General features: G+C 75.2%; 13 protein-coding genes, 1 tRNA gene and 1 pseudogene. 13 read left to right on the top strand and 2 right to left on the bottom strand.

Annotated elements, in window-relative coordinates:
* Positions 1-5: 5 nt before the first annotated feature.
* Genes IPO09_05305 through IPO09_05270 form a run of 8 tightly spaced genes read left to right on the top strand, consistent with a single transcriptional unit; the run spans position 6 to position 9,801 of the window.
* The gene (locus IPO09_05305; GenBank protein ID MBK9516768.1) at positions 6-1,817 is read left to right on the top strand and encodes an ABC transporter ATP-binding protein; all 1,812 of its coding nucleotides are present in this window, start codon (positions 6-8) and stop codon (positions 1,815-1,817) included.
* 3 nt (positions 1,818-1,820) lie between these two features.
* Complete coding sequence (locus IPO09_05300; GenBank protein MBK9516767.1) at positions 1,821-3,002, top strand: hypothetical protein; 1,182 nt, start codon at positions 1,821-1,823, stop codon at positions 3,000-3,002.
* Positions 2,999-3,700, top strand: a complete 702-nt coding sequence (locus IPO09_05295; GenBank protein ID MBK9516766.1) for a ChbG/HpnK family deacetylase — start codon at positions 2,999-3,001, stop codon at positions 3,698-3,700. The genes IPO09_05300 and IPO09_05295 overlap by 4 nt, the downstream gene beginning before the upstream one ends.
* Positions 3,690-5,711 (top strand): sulfatase-like hydrolase/transferase, encoded by a 2,022-nt coding sequence (locus IPO09_05290; GenBank protein MBK9516765.1) that lies wholly within the window; start codon positions 3,690-3,692, stop codon positions 5,709-5,711. Before IPO09_05295 ends, IPO09_05290 begins: the two co-directional genes overlap by 11 nt.
* A 29-nt stretch (positions 5,712-5,740) precedes the next feature.
* Positions 5,741-7,228 (top strand): metallophosphoesterase, encoded by a 1,488-nt coding sequence (locus IPO09_05285; protein MBK9516764.1) that lies wholly within the window; start codon positions 5,741-5,743, stop codon positions 7,226-7,228.
* Positions 7,229-7,281: 53 nt separating this feature from the next.
* A complete protein-coding gene (locus tag IPO09_05280; GenBank protein MBK9516763.1) occupies positions 7,282-8,181 on the top strand; it encodes a DMT family transporter in 900 nt (299 codons plus the stop codon).
* Between the two features lie 55 nt (positions 8,182-8,236).
* The gene (locus IPO09_05275) at positions 8,237-8,965 is read left to right on the top strand and encodes an Ig-like domain-containing protein (GenBank protein MBK9516762.1); all 729 of its coding nucleotides are present in this window, start codon (positions 8,237-8,239) and stop codon (positions 8,963-8,965) included.
* Positions 8,962-9,801, top strand: coding sequence for a c-type cytochrome (locus IPO09_05270; protein MBK9516761.1), 840 nt, complete (start codon positions 8,962-8,964; stop codon positions 9,799-9,801). Before IPO09_05275 ends, IPO09_05270 begins: the two co-directional genes overlap by 4 nt.
* 4 nt (positions 9,802-9,805) lie before the next feature.
* On the opposite strand, the gene IPO09_05265 is transcribed toward IPO09_05270, so the two are convergent.
* The gene (locus tag IPO09_05265; protein ID MBK9516760.1) at positions 9,806-12,106 is read right to left on the bottom strand and encodes a tetratricopeptide repeat protein; all 2,301 of its coding nucleotides are present in this window, start codon (positions 12,104-12,106) and stop codon (positions 9,806-9,808) included.
* A gap of 114 nt (positions 12,107-12,220) precedes the next feature.
* Between IPO09_05265 and IPO09_05260 the strand changes: the two genes are divergently transcribed.
* Positions 12,221-12,293: transfer RNA gene (locus tag IPO09_05260), tRNA-Ala, on the top strand.
* 69 nt (positions 12,294-12,362) lie between these two features.
* On the opposite strand, the gene IPO09_05255 is transcribed toward IPO09_05260, so the two are convergent.
* Positions 12,363-13,583, bottom strand: a complete 1,221-nt coding sequence (locus IPO09_05255; protein MBK9516759.1) for a mechanosensitive ion channel — start codon at positions 13,581-13,583, stop codon at positions 12,363-12,365.
* A 268-nt stretch (positions 13,584-13,851) separates the two neighbouring features.
* Between IPO09_05255 and IPO09_05250 the strand changes: the two genes are divergently transcribed.
* The 4 genes and pseudogenes from IPO09_05250 to amt all read left to right on the top strand — a co-directional run bounded on the left by IPO09_05250 (position 13,852) and on the right by amt (position 19,582).
* Positions 13,852-14,130: a hypothetical protein gene (locus IPO09_05250; protein MBK9516758.1), complete on the top strand. Its 279-nt coding sequence runs from the start codon at positions 13,852-13,854 to the stop codon at positions 14,128-14,130.
* Between the two features lie 209 nt (positions 14,131-14,339).
* Positions 14,340-17,137 (top strand): annotated as a pseudogene (locus tag IPO09_05245) (HAD-IC family P-type ATPase).
* Between the two features lie 219 nt (positions 17,138-17,356).
* Positions 17,357-17,956, top strand: a complete 600-nt coding sequence (locus IPO09_05240) for a hypothetical protein (GenBank protein MBK9516757.1) — start codon at positions 17,357-17,359, stop codon at positions 17,954-17,956.
* A gap of 192 nt (positions 17,957-18,148) precedes the next feature.
* Entirely contained in the window at positions 18,149-19,582 is a 1,434-nt protein-coding gene (gene amt, locus IPO09_05235; protein MBK9516756.1) for an ammonium transporter, read from the top strand.
* Positions 19,583-19,646: the final 64 nt, after the last annotated feature.

The following is a 19,646-nucleotide window of genomic DNA, read 5'->3' as shown; positions in this document are numbered from 1 at the left end:
GCCCCGTGCCCTCCCCACGCCCCACCGTCCGGCGCGTCCTCGGCTACCTGCGCCCGCACCGCCTGCGCTTCGCCGGCGGCCTGGCCCTGACCGGCCTGGGCATCCTGCTCGACCTGGTCAAGCCGCTGCCGCTGGCCCTGGTGCTGGACGTGGTGCTCTCGGGCCGGCCGCCCGGCCCGCGCCTGGCGCCGCTGGTGGGCGGGCTGGAGCCGGGGGCGCTCCTGGCGCTGGCCGCCCTCGCCATCGTGCTGGTCTCGGCCGGGCGCGGCGCCCTCACCCTGGCGGCCAACTACCTCACCATCGACATCGGGCAGCGGATGGTGAACGACCTCCGCACCGACCTCTACGCCCACCTGCAGAAGCTCTCGCTGCGCTTCCACTACCAGCAGCAGTCCGGCGACCTGCTCTTCCGGGTCATGTCGGACACCTTCTGCATCCAGTCCATGGTGATGAACGGCCTGCTGCCGCTGGTCAGCGCCGCCGCCACCCTGGGGCTGATGTTCTGGGTGATGCTGAGCTTCGACTGGCAGCTGGCGGTGGTCTCGCTGCTGGTGGTGCCGCCGCTCTACCTGGCCATCAGGCACCTCTCCGGGCGCATCCACGGCCACGCCGCGGCGGCGCGCCAGGCCGAGAGCGAGCTCTACAGCCGGGCCGGCAGCACCATCGGCGCCGTCAAGCTGGTGCAGGCCTACGGCCGCGAGCAGGCGGCGGTGGACGAGTTCCGGCGCGGCAGCGAGCGCAGCCTGGCGCTCTCGCTCCGGCTCTACAGCTCCGAGAGCTTCTTCGCCCTGGCGGTGGAGACCCTGCTGGCGCTGGGCACGGCCGGCCTGGTCTGGCTGGGCGCCCGCCACGTGCTGGACGGCGCCCTCACCATCGGCAGCCTGACCATCTTCCTCTCCTACCTGCGCGACATGTACCAGCCCATCCAGTCCATCAGCCACAACCTGGCGGAGCTGGCGGCGTCGCGGGCCGGGCTGGACCGGGTCTTCCAGGTCCTGGACCTCGAGCCCGACGTGGCCGACGCGCCCGGGGCCCGGCCGCTGCCGCCGCTGCGGGGCGAGCTCACGCTGGAGGACGTCACCTTCGGCTACGGCGACGCGGTGGTGCTGGACCGGGTCAGCCTGCGGGTCCGCCCCGGCGAGCGCATCGCGCTGGTGGGGCGCACCGGCGCCGGCAAGAGCACCCTGGCCGGGCTGCTGCTGCGCTTCTTCGACCCGCAGCGGGGGCGGGTGCTCCTGGACGGCCACGACCTGCGCGAGGTGACGCTGCGCTCGCTGCGCCAGCAGGTGACGCTCATGCTGCAGGAGCCGGTGCTGTTCCACTCCTCGGTGGCCGACAACATCGGCTTCGGCGACGCCACGGTGAGCCGGGAGCGCATCCAGGAGGCGGCCCGCCGGGCCGAGGCCGACGGCTTCATCCGCGAGCTCCCGCAGGGCTACGACACGGTGCTCGGCGAGGAGGGGCAGACCCTCTCCGGCGGGCAGCGGCAGCGGCTGGCGCTGGCCCGCGCCCTGCTGCGCGACACCCCCATCGTGCTGCTCGACGAGCCCACCAGCTCGCTGGACCTGGCCACCGAGGAGCTGGTGTGGCGCAACGTGGAGGCGCTCCTGAAGGGCAAGACCGCGCTGATCATCGCCCACCGCCTCAGCACCGCCCGCCTGGCCGATCGCATCGTGGTGCTGGAGCGCGGACGCATCGTCGAGGTGGGCAGCCACGACGAGCTGCTGGCCCGCGGCGGCGACTACGCCCGGCTCTGGCAGCGCCACGCGCTCACCCGCACCGTCGCCGAAGACGCCATCCCCGCCACCTGGGACTGACCGATGCCCCCGACGCGCAGGCTCAAGCTGGTGGTGCTGGGGATGATGGGCCGCTGCCCCTTCGGCGGCCAGACCTGGCTGTACCTCAACTGGCTGCGCGGCCTGGCCAGCCTGGGGCACGAGGTCTGGTACGTCGAGGACGACGCCACCTGGCCCTACGACCCGCGCGCCAACGCCATCAGCGGCGACCCGGCCTACGCGGTGGAGTACCTGGGCCGGGTGCTGGCCCGGGTCGGCCTGGGCGACCGGTGGGCCTACCGGGCCCTCTGGCAGGGCGCCGACGCCTGCCACGGGCTGTCGCGCGCCGGGCTCCTCGACCTGTACCGCAGCTGCGACGCCATCCTCAACGTCTGCGGCGCCACCGTGCTCAACGACGACCACCGGCTGGCCCCGCGCCGCGTCTACGTCGAGACCGATCCGGTGGGCAACCAGCTCGAGCTGGCGGTCGGGAAGCAGAAGACCTTCGAGGTGCTCTCGGCCCACGACACCATCGTCACCTACGGCGAGAACTACGGGCGGCCGGGGTGCGGGGTGCCGCTGACCGGCCCCTTCCGCTACCTGACCACCCGCCAGCCCATCGACCTGGGCCTCTGGCCGGCGGCCTTCGACGCCGCCGCGCCGCACTACACCACCGTCGGCAACTGGCGCCAGCAGGGGCACGACGCGGTCTGGAACGGCGAGACCTACCACTGGAGCAAGCACCACGAGTTCCTCAAGTTCGTGGACCTGCCGCGGCGCGCCGGCCGGGCCAGCTTCGAGCTGTGCCTCAACATCGACGACCAGGCCGACCGGCGCCTGCTGGAGGGCCACGGCTGGCGGCTCACCTCGCCGCTCCAGATGTCGCTCGACCCCTTCGGCTACCAGGCCTTCTTCCGCGGCTCGCGCGCCGAGTGGACGGTGGCCAAGGACCAGAACGTGCGCCTGCAGAGCGGCTGGTTCTCCGAGCGGGACGCCTGCTACCTGGCCACCGGCAAGCCGGTGGTGGCCCAGTCCACCGGCTTCGAGCGGTTCCTGCCCACCGGCGAGGGGCTCTTCGCCTTCCGCACCATGGACGACGTGCTGGCCGCGGTGGACGTCATCGAGACCGACTACCCCCGGGCCTGCCGGGCCGCCCGCGCCATCGCCGAGGAGCACCTCGACGCCACCCGCGTGGCGCGGAAGTTCCTGGAGGACGTCGGCCTGTGACGGTCCTGATCGTCAACGCCGACGACTTCGGCTACAGCCGCGGCATCAACCGCGGCGTCGTCGAGGCCTTCGACCGGGGCATCGTCACCTCCACCAGCCTGATGGTGGACGCGCCGCAGGCCGCCGAGGCGGCGGCCCTGGCGCGGGCGCGCCCGGGGCTCTCGCTGGGGCTGCACGTCAACTTCACCAACGAGGAGGAGCGGCTGGTCGAGTTCACCGATCCGGCCGCCTGCCGCGCCGACCTCCTGCGCCAGGTGGCGCGCTTCGAGGCCCTGGTGGGGGGGCCGCCCAGCCACCTCGACTCCCACCAGCACGTGCACCGCGGCCACACCCCGCGCCCCATCTTCCGGGAGGTGGCCGCCCGGCTGGGGGTCCACCTGCGCGACGAGCCGCCGGTGGTCTACAAGGGCGGCTTCTACGGCCAGTGGCAGCACGGCGTCTCGGAGCCCGACAAGATCGGCGTCCCCTTCCTGGCCAGGATGCTCCGCCAGGAGCTGGCCGAGGGCGCCTACGAGCTGTGCGTGCACCCGGGCTACTACGACGAGGCCGCCAGCTTCGTGTACCACCGCGACCGCGAGCTGGAGCTGGCCACCCTCACCGATCCCTCCATCCGGGCGCTGGTGGACGAGCTGGGCATCCGGCTGGTGGGGTGGCGCGGGCTGCAGGGCGTGGCGCCGGAGCCCGGCCGTGGCGGCTGAGCTCCCGCCGCCGGCCGCGCCGGGGGCCGAGGCGCCCGCCGCTCCCGCCCCCCCAGCCGCCCCGCTGGTGGCCGCCGCCGCGCCGGTGCCCTCCGCCGCCTGGCCCACCGCCCTGCTGGCGCTCGGCCTGGCGGCGCCCAAGGTGGTGCAGTGGGGCCTGCCCGAGGCGGACTGGGACCGCGTCGGGGAGTACCTCACCGACCTGGCCACCAGCACCCACGAGGACCTGCTCTTCGCCCTGGGGAGCGGCGCCGCCTTCCAGGCGGCCGCCTGGGCGGCGCGCCGGCGCCCCGGCCTGGCCCGCGCCCTCGACCGGCTGCTGCTGGCCTGGGGCGCCGCCTGCGTGGCCTTCGCGGTGGCCAGCGTCCAGATCTTCGCCTCCCTGCGCTCACCGCTCACCTACCCGCTCCTCTACCTGGCCGGCGACCTGGCCAGCATGCGCTCCTCCCTGGACGCCTTCGTCGACTGGCGGCTGGTGGCCGGGGTGCTGCTGGCGCCGGCCGCCTACCTGGTGGCCGTGGCGGCGGCGCGCCGCCTCCGCCCCTGGCCGGCGGCGCCTGGCCGCCTGGCGCTGGTCGCGCTGGCGGCCGGGCTGCTCGGCCTGGTGGGCTTCGGCTGGGCCACCGCCGAGGGGCGCTGGAGCGACCGCTCCGACCGCCTCATCGCCCGCAGCCCGCACCTGGCCTTCCTGGGGTCCTGCCTGGAGGAGCTGACCGGGCAGCACGCCGAGTCCATGGACGTCCCCTACGGCCCGGAGGACCTGAAGGACTTCGAGCTGCCGGCGGCGCGCACCCGGCAGGCGCGGCGGCCGCTGCCCGGCAAGCCCCCCACGAACGTCATCCTGCTGGTGCTGGAGAGCACCGGCACCCGCTACCTGCAGGCCTACGGCAGCCGCTACCGCACCACCCCGAACCTGGTGGCCGAGTCGCGGCACCTGCTGGCCTTCGACGCCTTCTACAGCCACGTGGGGCTGACCTCCAACGCCATGGCGGCCATCACGCTCTCGGTCTTCCCCTACATGACCTGGCGCGAGTACACGGTGGAGTACCCCCGCCTGCCCGGGAAGACGCTGGCCCAGCTCTTCAAGGCCGAGGGGCGCCGCACCGCCTTCCTGCACACCGGCGACCTCGACTACGTCAACCAGCGCGGCTTCCTCGAGGGCCGCGGCTTCGACGTCCTGTGGGACTTCCGCGACCTGGGCGCCGCCGAGCGGCTCTCCTCCTGGGGTGGCGAGGACCGGCACCTGGTGGACTCGCTCTTCCGCTTCGTCGACCAGGCCAAGGGCAAGCCCTTCTACGTGATGGCCTGGACCATCCAGAGCCACCACCCCTACGACCCCAGCCCCGACCGGCCCCTGGTGGACTTCTTCGGCGCGGACCTCCCGCCCGACGACTACGACCTGGGGCGCTACCTCAACACCCTGCTCGAGGCGGACCGCCAGCTGGGCCGCCTCTTCGCCGGGCTGCGGGAGCGCAACCTGGCGGACGACACCCTGGTGGTCATCACCGGCGATCACGGCGAGGCCTTCGGCTCGCCCCACCAGACCTGGGGCCACGGCTTCCGGCTCTACGACGAGGGGATCAAGGTGCCGCTGCTGGTCTGGAGCCCGCGCCTGATCAAGAAGGGCCGCCACCTGCCCACCGTGGGCAGCCACGTGGACCTCAACCCCACCGTGGCCGACCTGGCCGGCCTGGCCGGCGACGCCTCCTGGCACGGCCGCAGCATGTTCGACCCGGGCCGGCCACCGCGGGCCTACTTCTACGCGGCCAACGACGACTACCTGCTGGGCGTGCGCGAGGATCAGTTCAAGTACGTCTACAACCTGACCGCCGGGCGCGAGGAGCTCTACGACCTGGCGGCCGATCCCGACGAGCAGGTCAACGTGGCGCCCCTCCACCCGCTCAAGTGCCAGCGGCTGCGGCAGCGCGTCGCGGCCTGGCGCGAGCACGAGGCCCGCCACATGGAGCAGCTGCGCGCGGCCACCCCGCCCGCCCCCCCCGACCGGGAGTAGGGGCCGGCGTTCTCTGCTACAAGGAGGGCGTGCCCCCCGCCCCGCCGCGCGACCTGTACGTCGTCTCGGACCTGCACCTGGGGCGCGGCCGCAGGCCCGAGACGCGCCGCTGGTCCCGCCTCGAGACCTTCCTCTACGACGACGACTTCCTGGCCTTCTGCCGCTGGCTCTGCCGCGACGCGCAGGGCCACGCCGCGCTGGTCCTGAACGGCGACGTCTTCGACTTCCTGCGCATCGAGCCGGACCCGGCCCCCGGCGCCCGCGCCACCGAGCGGCGCTTCGGGCCGCCGGCCACCCCCGAGGTGGCGGCCGGCATGGCGGCGGACATCCTGGTGGGCCACCCCCAGTTCCTGGACGGCCTGTGCGTCGTGCTGGCCGCCGGCCACGAGGTGATCCTCCTGCCGGGGAACCACGACCTGGAGAGCCAGACCGACGAGGTCCGCGCGGTGGTGCGGCGGGCCGTGGAGGCCCGGCTCAGCGCCCTGCGGGCGCCGCCGGGCGCCGCCGAGCGGCTGCGCTTCGAGGCCTGGTTCCTGTTCGAGCCGGGGCGGGTCTGGATCGAGCACGGCTGCCAGTACGACCCGGAGAACGCCTTCCGCTACCACCTGCGGCGCGGCCTGTCGCGGCAGGCGGCCGAGTCGGCGGCCGAGGGCGACCTGCCGCTGGGCAACTTCTTCCAGCGCTACCTCTACAACGCCTTCGGCTCCATCACCTTCATCGTCCCCTCCACCCGCGCCAACTACCGCTACTTCCGCTGGCTGCTGGCCAACGAGCCGCGCCTGCTCCTGCAGGTCACCTTCAGCCACGCCCGCTTCCTGGCCCAGCTGCTCCGGCGCCTGGCCCGGATGCCGGTGGACGGCTGGCGGGAGGAGGCGGAGCAGGCCCACCAGGCCGAGCTGGCGGCGCTGGCCGGCCGCCCAGGCCTGGGGGAGGCGCTGCGTGCGGTGGACGCCCTCAAGGCCACCGGCGCCGACGCGGTGCAGGCCATGAGCGGGATGGTGCGCCAGGGGACGCGGGTCGGGGTGGGCGTCCTCGGGGTGGCGGTGCTGGCGCTGGGCGTCTTCTCGGCCTCCTCGGTGGCCATCGGCGCGCTGGAGGCCGGGGTGGGGTGGAAGGCCCTGCTGTCGCTGCTGCTCTACCTGCTCTTCGCGGCCATGACCGCGGTGGGGCTGGTGGCCGCGGCGATGCGCATGCCGCGCGACGAGCCCCCCCACCACCAGCGCGACGCCGCCGCCAGGGTGGCGGCGCTGGTGGGCGTGCCGCTGGTGGTCTTCGGCCACACCCACGAGGAGGTGGTGGAGCCCCTGGCGCTCCCGGCCGGCCCGGGCTGGTACTTCAACACCGGCACCTGGATCGCGGTCTTCACCCACGACGTGCTCCTGCCGCGCGAGCGGGTGCAGCTCACCTTCCTCAGGGTCCGCGGCGCCGACGCCGAGCTGCTGCGCTACAGCCCCGGGCGCGACGCCGCGCTGGCGGTGGTGCTGCTGGAAGAGGACCCGCGGGACCCGTTCGCCTGAGGAGCCGCCCCCTGTCCACCCGCCAGCCCATCGACGCCTCGGCCCTCGGCCTGATGGTGCTCCTGTGCGCCCTGTGGGGGCTGCAGCAGGTGGCCATCAAGGTGGCGGCGCCGGACGTCGCGCCCATCATGCAGGTGGCGCTCCGCTCCGGCCTCTCGGCGGGGCTGGTCTTCCTCTGGTCCCGCGCCCGCGGCGTGCCGCTCTCGCTGCGCGACGGCACCCTCGGCCCCGGGCTGGCGGCCGGCGCGCTCTTCGCCGCCGAGTTCCTCTTCGTGGCCGAGGGGCTGCGGCGCACCTCGGCCTCGCACATGGCGGTCTTCCTCTACACCGCCCCCATCTTCACGGCGCTGGGGCTCCACCTGACGGTGCGGGCCGAGCGGCTGGGGCGGCTCCAGTGGATCGGCATCGCGGTGGCCTTCGCCGGCATCGCGGTGGCCTTCGGCGGCGGGCTGGGCGTCCCGCCGGGCGGCGCCGCGCCCGGGGCCGGCGGCGGCGACGCCCTGACGGCGCTCTCCGGCGACCTGCTGGCGGTGCTGGCCGGCGCCGCCTGGGGCGGCACCACGGTGGTCATCCGCACCTCGCGCCTCTCCGACGCCCCGCCGGCCCAGACCCTGCTGTACCAGCTGGTGGGCGGCTTCGCCCTGCTGCTGGCGGCCGCGGCGCTCACCGGGCAGGCCGGCCAGGTCTCCCTCACCGGCGTGGCGCTGGGCAGCCTGCTCTTCCAGGGCGTGGTGATCTCCTTCGCCAGCTACCTGGCCTGGTTCTGGCTCCTGACCCGCTACCTGGCCTCGCGCCTCTCGGTCTTCTCCTTCATGACCCCGCTCTTCGGCGTCACCTTCGGGGTCCTGCTGCTCGGCGAGCCGCTCTCCGGCGCCTTCCTGGTGGGCGCGGCGCTGGTGCTGCTGGGCATCACGCTGGTGAGCGGGGCCGGCCTGCTGCGCCGCCTCGCCTGACGCCCCGGCGGGTGGGGGCCACGCCCGGCCCGCCGCCTTGGTAGCATCCGGCCGCATGCCCACCCTCGACCGCGCCCCCGCCCCCGCCGTCCCGTTCCTCCTCGCCCTCGCGCTGGCCGGGCTGGCCGGCTGCGGTGGGCCGGTCCGCGTCGAGCTCGAGCCGGCCTCGCTCAAGCTCTTCGGCCGCGGCCAGGCGGCCACGCTGCACGCCACCCCGCGCCTCGCGGGGGGCCAGCCGGACCAGTCGGCCGTCTGTGCCTGGTCCTCCTCGGATCCCGCGGTGGCCACCGTGGCGGGCGCCCACAACTCGGCCACCGTCACCTCGGTGGCCCCGGGCACGGCCACCATCACCTGCGCGGTGGGCCAGGTCAGGGCCAGCGTCACCGCCGCGGTGCGGGCCGTGGCGCGGGTCGCGGCCGGGCCGTCGCCGGCGGCGCTGCAGCTGGCCGACGAGCGCCGGCCGCTGCTGCTGCAGGTGGCGGTCTTCGACGATCAGGGCGCGCCGGTGGCGGGGCGCCTGGTCTTCACCCGCTGCGACGACGAGGCGGTCTGCCGCGGCGACGCGCGCGGCCAGCTCTGGGCCACCGGGGAGGGGCGCACCAGCGCCACCGTGACGGTGGAAGGCGTCAGCACCACGCTGCCGGTGGTGGTGACCGACGTCCGCACCGAGGCCACCCGGCCGCAGGTGCTGAAGCGCGGCTACATGGAGGACCTGGAGCGCCAGGTGCGCCGGCGCGAGGCGGCCGAGGCCGCCGCCGCGGCCAGGGCGGCGGAGGCCCGGTGAGCCGCCGCGCCGCCCTCGCCCTCCTGGCCCTGGCGGGCTGCGCCTACTACGAGGTCCCGCGCTTCGACGCGCCGCAGCGGCTGGGCGGGGTGCTGGTGCCCGCCGAGACGCTCAACCGCGGCGCCCGCGCCTACATGACCTCCTGCCGCCCGTGCCACGGCCACCTGGGCGACGGCAAGGGCCCGCAGGCGGTGGGCATGGCGCCGCCGCCGCGCGACCTGCGGCTCGGCATCGTCTCCTTCGCCTCGGTGCCGGCCGGCAGCCTGTGGCGCGACGAGGACCTGGTGCGCACCGTCCGCCACGGCCTGGCCGGCACCGGCATGCGGCCCTGGAGCGACGTCTCCGACCAGGACCTGGAGGACATCGTGGCCTTCGTGAAGACCCTGGCGCCCCGCTTCCGCACCGAGGCGCCCGAGCCCGCGGTGGCGCGCTCGGCCGACCCGTGGACGGGCCGCCGCGCCGAGGGCGCCCGGCGTGGCCGGGCCGTCTACCACGGGGTGGCCCGCTGCCAGGCCTGCCACCCGGCCTACGCCACGCCCGCCGAGATCGCCGCCTTCGCCCACGCCGCCGGGGTGCTGGCCGAGCCCAGGCCGGACGCCTCGCAGCCGCTGTCGGTGGCCTCCGACTTCGGCCGCCTGCTGCGGGCCACCGACTTCCGCGAGGGGCCGCTGCGCGCGGTCCGGCCGGGGCAGGAGCCGGCGGACCTGTACCGCGCCATCGCGGCCGGCCTGGGCGGCACCGCCATGCCGACCTGGAAGGGCGTCCTGCCGGAGGAGGACCTGTGGGCCCTGGTCCACTACGTGGACGCGCTGGCGCGCGGCGAGGCCGCGCGGTAGCCGGTCAGCGCTTCTTCGGCCTGGCCCTGGCCGGCGGGGCGGGCGCCGGCGCGGCGGCGGGCGTGCCCTCGAGCAGCCGTCGGGCCGCCTCCACGCTGGCCGCCCGCGGGCAGACCTGCACGTAGCGCTCCAGCCGCGGGCGCGCCGCCTCGTCCACCTCGCCGGCGGCGTCCGCGCCCAGCTTGCCGGCCCCCCAGAGCGCCTCGCAGCGCGCCGGGTCCTTCTCCAGCGCCTTCACGTAGAGCGGGAAGAGCACCTCCGGCCTGGCCCCGCGCGACCGCTCGGTCTCCGCCATCTCCACGAAGGCCGCGGCGGCGCCGCCAGGGCTCCCCTGCCCGTACTCGGTGATGGCCAGGTCGAGCTCGGCCAGCGCCTGGGGCACGTTCTTCTGGTCGCGCAGCAGCCGCGCCAGCGCCACCCGGGCGTCGGGGAACGGCTTGCCCAGCTGGATGGAGCGCTCGTACTGCCCGCGCGCCCGGTCGGCGTCGCCCTGCGCCCGGTAGGCGTCGCCCAGCAGCAGGGCGATGCGGGGGTGGTCGCCGGCGCGGGCGGTGGCCTTCTGCAGGAGCTCGGCGGCCCGCAGGGCGCCGCCCTCGGTGGCCAGCAGCGCCTCGGTGAGATCGACGTAGAAGGCCACCCGCTTGCCGTCGCCGTTGACGGCCCGCTGGATGGAGGCCACCGCGGCGGCGGTGTCGCCGTCGCGCAGCTGGCGGCGGCCGATGAGCCAGGGGAGGTCGGGGCTCTGCGGGTCGAGCTCCAGCGCCTTCTTCTCGTCGGCGGCGCCCTCGGCGGCCTTGCCCTGCGCGTAGAGCACCGAGCTGCGGACGGCCAGCGCCAGCGCCTGCTGCCGGCCCGAGACGTCGCCGCCGGCCAGCGCCTGGCGCACCGACTGGGCGGCCTGGTCGTAGAGGCCGCGGTCGAGCAGCAGCAGGGCCCGGCCCAGCAAGGAGGGGACGTGGTCCTTCTGGAGCCGCAGCGCCAGCTGGTAGGCCGCCTCGGCCTGCGCCTCGTACCCCTCGCCGCGGCGCCGGTACTGCTCGGCCAGCTGCTGCGCCAGGCGGGCGTCGCTGGGGTTGGTCTTCTGGGCGCGCACCAGCCAGTCGCGGGCGCCGTCGAGATCGCCGGCGTTCATGAGCAGCACGCCCAGCGTGCCGGTGAGCAGCGCCGTCTGGCGCGCCGGCTCCTCCAGGGTGCGCGTCAGGTCGGCGATGGCGGCGGCGGCGTCGCCGCCCCCGGCGCGCAGCAGGGCCTCGGCGGCGATGAGGTGCGAGTGCGGCCCGATCCGGCGGGCCGCGTCCACCTGCACCATGGCCTCGCCCTTCACCGCGTCGCCCTCGGCGTGCTCGGCCACCCGGAGCGCGTCCACGTAGGCCAGGAAGGCGTGGCCGGCCAGCGAGTCCTCGTCGAGCGTGAGGATCTCCCTGGCCTTGTCGGCGGCGCTCCGGTAGCCGGAGGCCGAGTCGCGCGCGATCAGCTCCTGGGTCTCCTTGAGGAGCCGGCTGATGGCCTCGTCGCGCTCCTTGCGGCCGACCGAGATCACGTACCAGCCGCCCAGGACGAGGGCCAGCACCACCGCCAGCCCGATGGAGCCGAAGATGGCCGCCTTGGCCCCCCGGCGGCGCGCCGGCGCGCCGGCCGGGCCGAGCTCATGGGTCTGGGTGCCGTACTTCTCGGCCAGGGCGGCCGCGTAGGCCTCGCCGGCGGCGCGCCGCACCGGCGGCGGCGTGGGGATGGGCTGCGCGGCGGGCGCCCCGGCGGACCGGCCGCCGGAGGGTCCGGGGGCTGGAGCCGGCGTCGTGGCGCCGGACACCCCGACCTCCAGGGCCGCGGGGGCGGCCTCCACCGCGGCCGGACGGGCCGGCGGCGGCGGCGCCGGCGGCGCCACCACCACGCCGTGCTTCTCCAGCGCGGCCAGCACCTCGGGATCCGACGGGGCCGCCTCGGCCGCCCGCCGCAGCGCCGCCTCGGCCTCGGCCCGGGCGCCCAGCCGGGCGTGCAGGTGGCCGGCCAGCAGGTGCGCCGCCGCGAAGTTGGCGTAGGACGCCAGCGTCGGCGCCAGCTCCTCGAGCGCCTTGCGGTCCTTGCCCTGGTCGGCGTAGACGCGCGCCAGCAGGACCCGGGCCCCGGGATCGTCGGGGTGGGCCTTGACGCCCTTCTTGCAGACCACCATCGCCTCCATGAACCGACCGGCGGCCAGGTAGGCCTCGGTGAGCGGGCGGTAGGCGTCTGAGACGGGATCGGCGGCGAACGCGTGCTCCAGGGCCGCGAGCTCCGCGGCCGAGAGCTGTCGCTTGGGACCGGGCATGGGCGAACCGAGGATTAACACGGGGGCCGAAGGTGCTCAAACCCGCCACTTGACACCCCGGCCCGGACCCCGCTAAGCAACGCATCCCCCAGCGACCTCTGGGGGGTTTTTCCTGGGGATGTAGCTCAGCTGGGAGAGCGCTAGAATCGCACTCTAGAGGTCGTCGGTTCGATCCCGATCATCTCCACAGTCCATGAGGGCCCGGTTCGCCACGGCAGACCGGGCCCTCGTCTCGTCCGGGGGCCGGGACGGCGCCTCAGGGCCCGGGCGCGGCAGGCGCGCCGGGCGGGGCGCCGGGCGGCAGCGACTCGACGTGCAGGCTGCGGGTCGGGAAGGCGAAGCCCGAGCCGCCCTGCTCCACGATCTCCATGAAGCGCAGCAGCAGCTCGCCGCGCAGCCGGCCGAACTCGTCGAAGTCGGCCGCCTGCAGCCAGGCCATCACCTCCACCGAGAGGCTCGAGTCGGCCAGGGCGACGAAGCGGACCACCGGCGCCTCCGGCCCGCGGGCCGGGTGGGCGGCCAGCTCGGCCGCCAGGGCGGCCAGGATGGCCCGCATCTGCGCCGCGGTGGTGGCGTAGCGCAGCCCCAGCGTGGCCGAGAGACGGAAGCGGTCGCGCGCGGCGAAGGACTCGATGCGCATGTCCGCCAGCTTGCCGTTGGGCAGGGTGACCAGCGTCCGGTCGAGGGTGCGGATTCGGGTGGACCGCATCCCCACCACCTCCACCGTGCCCTGCGTGCCGTCCACCTGCACGTAGTCGCCCACCCGGAACGGCTGGTCCACGCCGATGGCCACCGAGCCGATGAGGTTCTCCACGGTCTTCTGCGCCGCCAGCGCCACCGCCAGGCCGCCGATGCCGAGGCCGGCCAGCAGGCTGGTGACCTGGAACCCCAGCTCGGTGAGCACCGCCACCATCCCCAGGGCCAGCGCCGCCGCCTTGGCGCTCTTGCGCAGGAGCGGCACCAGGCCGTGCAGGCCCGGGTTGGAGCGGGTGGTGGGGGCCTCGGCCAGCACGCCGAAGGCCACGTCGATGGCGCGGAAGGCGCCCCAGAAGACCGCCAGGAAGAAGCCGGCCTTGACCCCGCGCCCCAGCGCGTCGTCGAAGGCTGCGTCGAGGGCCAGGGCCGGCCGGAGGCCGCTGGCCACCACCAGCGCCCAGAAGAGCGTGACCGGCTGCGCCAGGCGCGCCAGCAGGAGATCGTCCCAGGTGGACTGGGTGCGCGAGGCCACCTGCCCGAGGGCGCGGCGGGTCAGCCAGGCGAGCACCCACCCCAGCGCCAGGGCGAGCACGGCTGCCAGCGGCAGCGCCACCCACTGCCACCAGAGCAGGCCGCGGGGGCCGACCCCGAGCAGCGGGGCCGGCAGGAGCCCCGCCAGGAAGGAGGGCGCCTGGCGCTCCAGCTGCGCCAGCCGGACCACCGCGGCCGCCGCCGCGACCTGCGTCGGGGAGAGGGTCCCCCTCGACTCCGCGTCGTCGATCGGGGTCGAGGTCGAGGTCGAGGTCGAGGTCGAGGTCGAGGTCGAGGTCGAGGTCGAGGTCGGGGTCGAGGTCGAGGTCGGGGTCGAGGTCGAGGTCGAGGTCGGGGTCGAGGTCGGGGTCCCTTCACCCGGCTCGGCCGCGGCGACGCCGAAGGCGAGGAGCAGCGCGGCGAGGCTGGCGACGGGGCGTGAGGTCATGGCGCGCGGAGGATAACGCATGCCCGCCGCGGCGGGTCTCGGGTACCATCCGGCGCCGGAGGTGGCACCGATGGCGAGGCAGGCGATGCACCTGTTCGGCGAGGGCACGGAGCTGGTGCGCGTCTACCTGGCGGCCGCCCTCGACGAGGCGCAGGCGGCGGAGCGGGCGCTCGACGCTGCCGGCCTGACCTACGCGGTGGAGGTCGAGGAGTACCTGACCCGCACCATCCTCGGGTCCGGCTCGCCGCGGCAAGGGGTCGGGGTGTGGCTCCTGGAGTCCGACCTGGACGCCGCCTGCGCCGCGCTGGAGCAGGCGGGCCTGGAGAAGGGGCTGGTCGTCCGGGGCTGAGCGCCGCCGGAGCGCGCCCTACCCCTCGCCGGATCGGGGGTCCCCGCCCAAGGCGCCCGGCGCCCGGGCAGGCCGCCCCGCCCGGTCCTGGCGCGCCCGCCCTTCGCCCACCGCTGCGCCGTCGAGTCCCTCTCGGGTCATTCCCCCGAGGGCGGCCATTGGCCGCATGTCTGGCGCCCGGCGCCGGCGGGGTTAACCTCCAGTGCACCATGACCAACCCGCCGCCGGCGGGCGCCCAGCCAAGCTGGCACGCCCTCTCCGCCGACGACGCCCTGGCCCGCACCGGCAGCGCCTCGATCGGCCTCTCCAGCGATGAGGCCGCGCGCCGCCTCGCCACCCACGGCCCCAACCTCCTGGTCCGCTCCGGCGGTGACGGCGGCTGGCGCATCCTGTGGCGGCAGGTCGACAGCCCGCTCATCCTGGTGCTGGTGGGCGCCGCGGTGGTGGCGGCGCTGCTCGGCGAGGTGACCGACGCCGCGGTGGTGGGCGCGGTGGTGGTCCTCAACACCCTGATCGGCTTCTTCCAGGAGTACCGCGCCAGCCGGGCCATCGAGGCGCTGGCCGGGATGGTGCCGGAGAACGCCACGGTGGTGCGCGATGGGGCCCGGCGCGGCCTGCCGGTGGCCGAGCTGGTGCCCGGCGACCTGGTGGTGCTGGCCTCCGGCGACAAGGTGCCGGCCGACCTGCGCCTGCTGGCGGTCAAGGGCCTGCGGGTGGAGGAGGCGGCGCTCACCGGCGAGTCGGTGCCTGCCGACAAGGACACCCTGGCCCTGCCGGAGGCCACCCAGCTCGGCGACCGGCGCTGCCTGGCCTTCGCCGGCACGCTGGTCTCGTCCGGCACCGCCACCGGGCTGGTGGTGGGCACCGGCCAGGCCACCGAGCTGGGCCGGATCTCCGGGCTGCTGACGCAGGCCGAGTCGCTGGAGACGCCGCTGACCCGGGCGCTGGCCCAGGTGGGCAAGGCCATCACCTGGTCCATCCTGGCGCTCACCGTGGTGATGCTGGCGGTGGGCACCTGGCGCTCGGTGGGCCAGGGCGTGGCGCTGGGCGACGCGCTGCGGGAGATGCTGGTCTTCTCCATCTCGCTGGCGGTGGGCGCCATCCCGGAGGGGCTGCCGGCCATCGTCACCATCGCGCTGGCCATCGGCGTGCAGCGCATGGCGGCGCGGCGGGCCATCATCCGCAAGCTGCCGGCGGTGGAGACGCTGGGGGCCACCTCGGTCATCTGCTCGGACAAGACCGGCACCCTGACCCGCAACGAGATGACGGTGCAGGTCCTCTGGACCCCGGCCGGCACGCTCACCGTGGAGGGGCACGGCTGGGCGCCGGCGGGGCGCTTCCTCTCCGGCGGGCAGCCGGTGGCCCCGGGGCCCGAGGCGCGCGACCTGCTGGCCGCCGGCGCGGTCTGCAACGACGCCACCGTGGAGCCGGACGGCGGGGGCTTCGCGGTGGCCGGCGACCCCACCGAGGCCGCCCTGGTGGTGGCGGCGCGCAAGGCCGGGCTGGAGACCGCGCCGCTGCGGGCCGGCGCGCCCCGCCTCGACGCCATCCCCTTCGAGTCGGAGCACCAGTACATGGCCACGCTGCACCGCTGGCCGGACGGCCGGCGCCGCCTGGTGGTGAAGGGGGCGCCGGAGGTGGTGCTGGCCCGCTGCGCCGCCCGCGCCGGCGGCGGGGCCCTGGCGCCGGAGGCGGTGCTGGCCGAGGTGGAGGGGCTGGCGGCCCGCGGCATGCGGGTGCTGGCGGTGGCGGCCCGCGCCTGGGACGGGCCGGGCCACGAGCTCGGCCCCGCCGACGTGGCGGGCGGGCTCGAGCTGCTGGGGCTGGTGGGCATGATCGACCCGCCGCGCCAGGAGGCGGTGGAGGCGGTGGCCGCCTGCCGCGCCGCCGGCATCCGCGTCAAGATGATCACCGGCGACCACCGCGGCACCGCCCAGGCCATCGGGCGGCAGCTCGGCCTGCTGGCCGAGGGGGAGAGGAGGCCCTCACCGGCGCCGAGCTCTCGGCCACCTCCGACGAGGACCTGAAGGCGGTGGCCACCACCACCCACGTGTTCGCCCGGGTCTCGCCCGAGCACAAGCTCCGCCTGGTGCGGGCGCTCCAGCGCAGCGGCCAGGTGGTCGCCATGACCGGCGACGGCGTCAACGACGCCCCGGCGCTCAAGCAGTCCGACATCGGCGTGGCCATGGGCATCACCGGCACCTCGGTCTCCAAGGAGGCGGCCGACATGGTGCTCACCGACGACAACTTCGCCACCATCGTGGCGGCGGTGGAGGAGGGGCGGCGGGTCTACGACAACCTGGTCAAGTCGCTGGCCTTCGTCCTGCCCACCAACCTGGGCCTGGCGCTCATCTTCGTGTGCGCCGTCTTCGCCTTCCCCTTCGACGCGGCCACCCAGACCCTGCTCCTGCCGGTGCGCCCGACCCAGCTGCTCTGGATCAACCTGGTGGCGGCGGTGGCGCTGGCGCTGCCGCTGGCCTTCGAGGCCAAGGAGCGCGACGTGATGCGCCGGCCGCCGCGCCCGCCGCGCGAGCCCATCCTCTCCACGCTGGTGCTGCGGCGCACCGTGGTGGCGGCGGTCCTCATGACCGCCGGCTCGGTGGGGCTCTTCCTGTGGGAGTGGCACCACGCGCTGGCCGCCGGGGAGTCCCCGGCCCTGGCGCTGGCCGAGGCGCAGACCCTGGCGGTCACCTCGGTCATCTTCTTCCAGGTGCTCTACCTGATGGAGAGCCGCTCGCTGACCCGCTCGCTCTTCGCCAGCAGCATCCGCGACAACCCGGCGGTGCTCCTGGGCGTGGCCGCCATCCTCGGCCTGCAGGCCCTCTTCGTGTACGCGCCCTTCATGCACCGCGTCTTCGGCACCGCGCCGCTGGCGCTGGCCGACCTGGGCCGGGCGGCGCTGGTGGCCTCCGTGATCCTGCCGGTGATGGTGGTCGAGAAGCTCGTCACCCGGCGGGCCAAGCGCCCGGCCTCCGGAACGGTGGCGGCCCCTCCAACCGGGCGCTGAGCGGGTGCCGCCTACCCCCCGGGCGGAGCGGCGCAGGGTCTGCGCGGCTGTCCCTCTCCGCCCCCACGCCACGCCGCTCACCCCGATAGCGCGCCTGCGCGCTGGCCGAGGGTGGCGCCGGGCGTCAGGGGGTTGACGCCCGCCAGAAAGGCCGAATGATTTCGGCCATCTGGGAGTGGCACGCGCCCTGCTAATAGTCTCCCCAGGAGCGACCACGCCATGCTGACCATCGACCCGACCGATCCCACCTCGCCGGCCCGCCGCGCCACCACCTTCGTGGACGAGGTCGTCAAGCGCGCCCGCGGGCTCACCCCGCTGGTCGAGTTCTTCCGCGCCCACCTCGAGGCCGGCGCCCCGGGGGCCGCCCGCACCTCGGCAGAGCACCTGGTGGACCTCCTGACCCTGGGCGTGCGCTGGCGGCTGCACGCCCGCGGCCCGCTGCGGCGCCCCACCGCCCGCCCCGACCACGACGCCATCTCCTCGCTGATGGTCCGGCTGCGCGCCGCCGGCCGCCCGGGCGCCGAGGTGGCTCGCCTGAACGCCTGGAACGAGTTCGCCCTGGCCGAGTGCTGCCCCGAGGCGCTCGACGAGGCGGTGGAGCTGGCCGCCTGGTTCGAGCCGGCCGCGGAGGCCGCGCTGGGCCGCTGCGGGGCCGGCGTGGAGGCGCACCTGGAGCTGCTGCGGGCCGAGGTCCTGTCCCGCTCGCTGCGGGAGCGGCGCCTGGCCGCCCCGGTGGCCAGGCTGCAGCTGCCTGTCCGGCACTCCTCGACCGGCAGCGTGCCGCGCCCCTCGGTGGCGCGGGCTGGCAGGGCCTCGTAGCCGCCGGCGGGGCCGCCCTCACCGCGCGCACCACCTGCCGCCCTTTCGAGCAGCACCCCGCGGCGGTGGGCGAATCCCCACGAAACCAGCGTTTCCCCTCCGGGCGTGCCCCTTGCAGTCGGGCAGGGCCAGGGCGCGCGTACCGCACGGCGCGCTCCGCACCCTGGACCTTCCACGAGGAGACGCCGCCCGATGAGACACCTGTCCCCACGCGCCACCCGCGCCCTTGCCACCGTGGCCTCCGTCGCCCTGCTGTTCGCCGGCAAGGCCCTCGCCCAGCCCGCCGCCGAGGCCGCCCCGGTCTTCACGCAGGCCATGGCCGACTCCATCGCCAGCCAGAAGGTGGCCATGGACACCATCTGGGTGATGCTGACCGCCTTCCTGGTCTTCTTCATGAACCTGGGCTTCGCCCTGGTCGAGTCCGGCTTCTGCCGGGCCAAGAACACCGTCAACATCCTCTTCAAGAACTTCGTGGTGTTCGCGGTCTCGTCGCTGGTCTTCCTGGCGGTGGGCTACGGCCTGATGTTCGGCGACGGCAACCCCATCGTCGGCACCAGCGGCCTCTTCTTCGCCAGCGGCGCCGACAACAGCCCGGCCATGGGCGACGCCTACCAGGGCGTCTACAAGTCGCTCAGCTGGACCGGCGTGCCCCTGTGGGCCAAGTTCTTCTTCCAGCTGGTCTTCGCCGGCACCGCCGCCACCATCGTCTCCGGCGCCGTGGCCGAGCGCATCAAGTTCTCCTCCTTCCTGATCTTCACGCTCTTCCTGGTCGGCATCATCTACCCGATCGGCGGCCACATGATCTGGGGCGGCGGCTGGCTGGCCGGCATGGGCTTCCTCGACTTCGCCGGCTCCACGGTGGTCCACTCCATCGGCGGCTGGTCGGCCCTGGCCGGCATCATCGTGCTCGGCCCCCGCATCGGGAAGTACGGCGCCGACGGCAAGATCAACGTCATCCCCGGCCACAACATGACCTCGGCCGCCATCGGCGTGTTCGTGCTCTGGTTCGGCTGGTTCGGCTTCAACCCGGGCTCGACCATGGCGGCCGACGGCGCCTCCATCGCCCACGTGGCCACCACCACCAACGTGGCGGCCGCCGCCGGCACCATCTCCTCGATGATCGCCGCCTGGGTCTTCCTGAAGAAGCCCGACCTCGGCATCACCCTGAACGGCTGCCTGGCCGGCCTGGTGGCCATCACCGCCCCGTGCGCCTTCGTCAGCGTGGGCAGCGCGCTGGTCATCGGCCTGATCGCCGGCCTGCTGGTGGTCGCGGCCGTCATCTTCTTCGACAAGATCAAGATCGACGACCCGGTCGGCGCCACCGCCGTGCACCTCGCCAACGGCGTCTTCGGCACCATCGCGGTCGGCCTCTTCGCCGACCCGACCGTGGCCCCCTGCGCCTCGGTCGCCAAGCCCGGCCTCTTCTTCGGCGGCGGGATGGCGCAGCTCACCCCGCAGCTGATCGGCGCGGCGGTGGTGGGCGCCGGCACCTTCGTGGCGGCGATGGTCTTCTGGTACATCACCAAGGCCATCACCGGCGGCATCCGCGTCACCGCCGAGGAGGAGATCGAGGGGCTCGACATGGGCGAGCACGGCAACGTCGCCTACCCCGAGTTCCACCGGTAGCCGCCCCCCGGGACGCCCCGGGACGATCGACGGGGGCTCGGCCAGCGGCCGGGCCCCCGTTCCC

The sequence above is a fragment of the Anaeromyxobacter sp. genome (assembly GCA_016718565.1).
In the GTDB taxonomy this organism is placed as follows: domain Bacteria; phylum Myxococcota; class Myxococcia; order Myxococcales; family Anaeromyxobacteraceae; genus JADKCZ01.
The sequence above is the reverse complement of the archived record's forward strand: the minus strand, read 5'-3'. Positions and strand labels throughout refer to the sequence as shown.

What these genes read in the sequence shown, in the direction of transcription:
- IPO09_05300 (MBK9516767.1), top strand. Translation starts at nt 1,821, where the DNA reads ATGCCCCCGACGCGCAGGCTCAAGCTGGTGGTGCTGGGGATGATGGGC.
- IPO09_05280 (MBK9516763.1), top strand. Translation starts at nt 7,282, where the DNA reads ATGGTGCTCCTGTGCGCCCTGTGGGGGCTGCAGCAGGTGGCCATCAAG.
- IPO09_05265 (MBK9516760.1), bottom strand. Translation starts at nt 12,106, where the DNA reads ATGCCCGGTCCCAAGCGACAGCTCTCGGCCGCGGAGCTCGCGGCCCTG.
- IPO09_05275 (MBK9516762.1), top strand. Translation starts at nt 8,237, where the DNA reads ATGCCCACCCTCGACCGCGCCCCCGCCCCCGCCGTCCCGTTCCTCCTC.
- amt (MBK9516756.1), top strand. Translation starts at nt 18,149, where the DNA reads ATGAGACACCTGTCCCCACGCGCCACCCGCGCCCTTGCCACCGTGGCC.
- IPO09_05250 (MBK9516758.1), top strand. Translation starts at nt 13,852, where the DNA reads ATGGCGAGGCAGGCGATGCACCTGTTCGGCGAGGGCACGGAGCTGGTG.
- IPO09_05240 (MBK9516757.1), top strand. Translation starts at nt 17,357, where the DNA reads ATGCTGACCATCGACCCGACCGATCCCACCTCGCCGGCCCGCCGCGCC.